Origin of the sequence: Aliibacillus thermotolerans (assembly GCF_027853235.1) — a bacterium.
GTDB classification, from domain to species: domain Bacteria; phylum Bacillota; class Bacilli; order Bacillales; family Marinococcaceae; genus Aliibacillus; species Aliibacillus thermotolerans.
The window spans coordinates 1-3,661 of the sequence record NZ_WKJG01000076.1 but is presented as its reverse complement, the minus strand read 5'-3'; the positions used below and the strand labels follow the sequence as shown (position 1 = coordinate 3,661).

Here is a 3,661-nt window from a genome sequence, read left to right as displayed (position 1 = left end):
TACGAAGGTGTAGTTCTCCGTATTCGGTTTTAAAGGTACGATCGTAGTAGCCATTACGGGAATTGCCGGAATGAAAACCTTCTCGATCATAAGGCTCATAGTCTAAAAAGACAGTTAATTCATGTTTTAACAGCTGATTGATGGCTGTTTCCAAATGATGACGAAAAACTTCTTCAATATCTTGTTTTTGTGCTAGTGCTTCGATTAAATCTGTAGTAAGATGATTCATAGGGAAGACCTCTTTTCTGTGAGTTGGTTGGCTAACTTTATTCTACAGAAAGGGTCTTCCTTTTTCTATGAACATTATTTAGTGCATTTCTATTTACACAAAATATTTTACACTCTCTAACATATTGGTTCCCTTAGTGAAAGTAACATTATTTATCCAAATATGAAACCACCCTCATACCTTTTGAAATGTATATTAAAAGGCTGGTCTTCTCTGCGAAAACCAGCCTTTTTCGTATATTTAGGCAACATCATAGCCTTGTTCTTCAATTGCTTCTTTCATGGCATCAACATTTACCTTTGATTCATCAAAAGTAACATCTACTTTTCCAGCTTCCAAATTAACCTCAGCTGCTGACACGCCATCTAATTTTTTCAATGCACCTTCAACTGACATTTTGCAATGACCACAAGACATGCCTTGTACGTCTAATGTTTTCTTTTCCATTATATTTTCACCTCCTTTAAATAAATTTAATATATTTTATAACTTCACTCTTTTTAAACGAAGTGAGTTAGTAACAACACTTACTGAACTTAACGCCATTGCTGCACCAGCAATCCACGGTGCAAGTAATCCAATTGCTGCAACTGGTATTCCGGCTGTATTATATCCGAATGCCCAGAAAAGGTTTTGACGGATATTTCGAATCGTTGCATGACTGATTTTAATCGCCTTCGGTATAAGCAATAGCTCACCACCAAGAATCGTAACATCAGCAGCCTCAATTGCTACTTCTGTACCAGTTCCAATGGCAATCCCAATATCCGCTGTAACAAGTGCAGGTGCATCATTCACACCATCCCCAACCATTGCAACTTTCTTACCTTGTTCTTGGATTGCTTTTACTTTAGCTGCTTTTTCTTCAGGTAATACTTCAGCGATTACCTGATCAATTCCAACTTGTTTTGCTATTGCTTTGGCTGTTCTTTCATTATCACCTGTTAACATAAACACTTCTATTCCTAAATCTTTCAATTGCTTAATAGCTTCTGGAGCCGTTTCTTTTATAGTATCTGCAACAGCAACTGTTCCCCGGTACTCACCATCAATGGCAATCAACATCGCTGTTTTACCATCAGTTTCATAATTAACTAATTTTTCTTCATAACCTGCTGTATTAATTTGATGATCATTCATTAACTTTCTATTACCAACAAGAATGTTTTTTCCAGAAATTTTTGCTTCAATACCATGACCCGGTACTGCCTCAAAATGTTCTACTTCCAAAAAGTCGATATTATTCTCTGTAGCGTATGCCACAATTGCTTCTGCAAGTGGATGTTCAGACCCTTTTTCTGCACTAGCCAATAATTGTAATGTCTCTTCATCACCTGAAAAATCAGTTACTTCTGGTTTTCCCTTTGTGATTGTACCCGTCTTATCAAGTACGATTGCTTCTAACTCATGTGTTCCCTCTAGATGTTCGCCACCTTTAAATAAGATTCCACTTTCTGCAGCTTTTCCTGTTCCGACCATAATGGATGTTGGTGTTGCAAGTCCTAAAGCACATGGACAGGCAATAACAAGTACAGCAATTGCTGCAACTAAAGCAGGTTCTAACTGACCCGGCTCGACTAAAGTAATCCATATAATAAAAGTAAGGATAGCAATACCGACCACTATTGGAACGAAATAACCTGAAATAACATCTGCCAATCGTTGAATTGGCGCCTTTGAACCTTGGGCTTCCTCCACGACCTTGACAATAGATGCAAGGGCCGTATCTTTTCCTACTTTTGTTGCTTCCATTTCAATGGAGCCATTTTTATTAATAGTAGATCCAATTAAATTTGCCCCTGAATCCTTTTCAATTGGAATTGATTCTCCTGTAAGCATGGATTCATCTACCGAAGTTCTACCTTTTACAACCATACCATCTACCGGTATCTTTTCTCCCGGCTTGACAATTAAGTGATCCCCAACGACAACTTCTTCTACAGGAATCATTAATTCTTTACCATCTCTAATTACACGAGCTTCTTTTGCTTGTAAATTAAGCAATTTTGATAAAGCATTTGTTGTTTGACTTTTGGCTCTCGTTTCTAAATATTTACCAAACAAAATTAACGTAATCAAAACGGCACTCGTTTCAAAGTATAGATGTGGCATATATTCTGGATTGCCAATAGTCTTGAATGCTTCGTATAAGCTAAAGAAATAAGCCGCACTTGTACCTAATGCAACAAGTACATCCATGTTTGCTCCACCATTACGTAGGTTCTTATATGCTCCTTCATAAAATTGCCATCCGATGATAAATTGAACGGGTGTTGCTAAAGCAAATTGGAACCAAGGATTCATGAATATATCTGGTATACTCATCCCAAATAAATGAACAAGCATTGTTAATAATAATGGTGCAGATAGTAAGACTGAAATAATTAATTTCGTCTTCATATTTTTTAGTTGTTTTTCTTTATAAGTTTGTTTTTCTTTCGCTTCTGCCTTTGGTTTAGCATCATAGCCAACATTTTTGATTTTATCAATCAATGATTTTACATCAACTAACCCCGGATTATATTCAATCGTTGCACTTTCTGTCGTTAGATTAACAGTTGCATGTTTTACTCCATCTTGTTTGTTCAATACTTTTTCAATACGGGTAGAGCAAGCTGCACAAGTCATTCCAAAGACATCAAGGTCTGTTTTCTCCGTTAGAACACCATAACCAACATTCTCTATTTTTTTCGATATGTCTTCAATAGAGGTTTTCTCTGGATCATAATCTATCGTTGCCTTTTCTGTTGTTAAATTAACTTGGGCCTTGACCCCATCCATTTTATTCAAAACCTTTTCAACACGATTAGAACAAGCTGCACAGGTCATCCCTGTTACACCAAGTGTAGTATGATTTGTTTCACTCATAACAATTCCCTCCTTACTTAGAAAACTGCTTCATGACATTCAATAATTCTTCAATGGTTTCCTTACCTTCACCTTGTTTGATAGCATCACTAACACAATGTTTAATATGTCGTTCCGTGATAGAAAATCCTACATTTTTTAATGCCGATTGAATGGCACTAATTTGCACTAAAATATCTACACAATAACGATCATCTTCCACCATTTTCTGTATTCCACGAACTTGACCCTCAATTCGTTTTAAACGATTAATTATTTTTTGCATTTCATCTTTTGTTCTTGGTTTACTCGGATGATCATGTAAGAATTTTTCCTCCAAATGAATCACTTCCTTATCTTTATATATTTACGATACCCCCGTATAGTATTATTGTCAATGGATAAACTTTATATTTTGTTATATTTCCCCTATTATTTAACAATCACATTAAAACGCACTCCCTCAATAAAGTAAGAATATCTTCCAAATGCTCGCTTATTCTCAAAATTTCATAGACACTGTTTTACACCTAACAGCACTTCCACCTTATAAAAGGATAATCACAGAATATTCTAACAGGGTGA

4 protein-coding genes are annotated in these 3,661 nt (G+C 35.9%); all 4 read right to left on the bottom strand.

The features are described 5' to 3' along the window. Positions 1-229 (bottom strand): transposase (locus GJS40_RS11905; RefSeq protein ID WP_270898081.1); only part of this gene is annotated, 229 nt, incomplete at its 3' end. Positions 230-469: 240 nt separating this feature from the next. Next, positions 470-676, bottom strand: a complete 207-nt coding sequence (copZ, locus tag GJS40_RS11900) for a copper chaperone CopZ (protein WP_147666856.1) — start codon at positions 674-676, stop codon at positions 470-472. Positions 677-712: 36 nt separating this feature from the next. Then, the gene (locus tag GJS40_RS11895) at positions 713-3,097 is read right to left on the bottom strand and encodes a heavy metal translocating P-type ATPase (protein ID WP_270898080.1); all 2,385 of its coding nucleotides are present in this window, start codon (positions 3,095-3,097) and stop codon (positions 713-715) included. A gap of 13 nt (positions 3,098-3,110) precedes the next feature. Continuing rightward, positions 3,111-3,362 (bottom strand): metal-sensing transcriptional repressor, encoded by a 252-nt coding sequence (locus GJS40_RS11890; protein WP_046128617.1) that lies wholly within the window; start codon positions 3,360-3,362, stop codon positions 3,111-3,113. Positions 3,363-3,661: the final 299 nt, after the last annotated feature.

Excerpts from the sequence above, each read along its gene's own strand:
- GJS40_RS11895 (WP_270898080.1), bottom strand. The coding sequence starts at position 3,097 with ATGAGTGAAACAAATCATACTACACTTGGTGTAACAGGGATGACCTGT.
- copZ (WP_147666856.1), bottom strand. The coding sequence starts at position 676 with ATGGAAAAGAAAACATTAGACGTACAAGGCATGTCTTGTGGTCATTGC.
- GJS40_RS11890 (WP_046128617.1), bottom strand. The coding sequence starts at position 3,362 with ATGCAAAAAATAATTAATCGTTTAAAACGAATTGAGGGTCAAGTTCGT.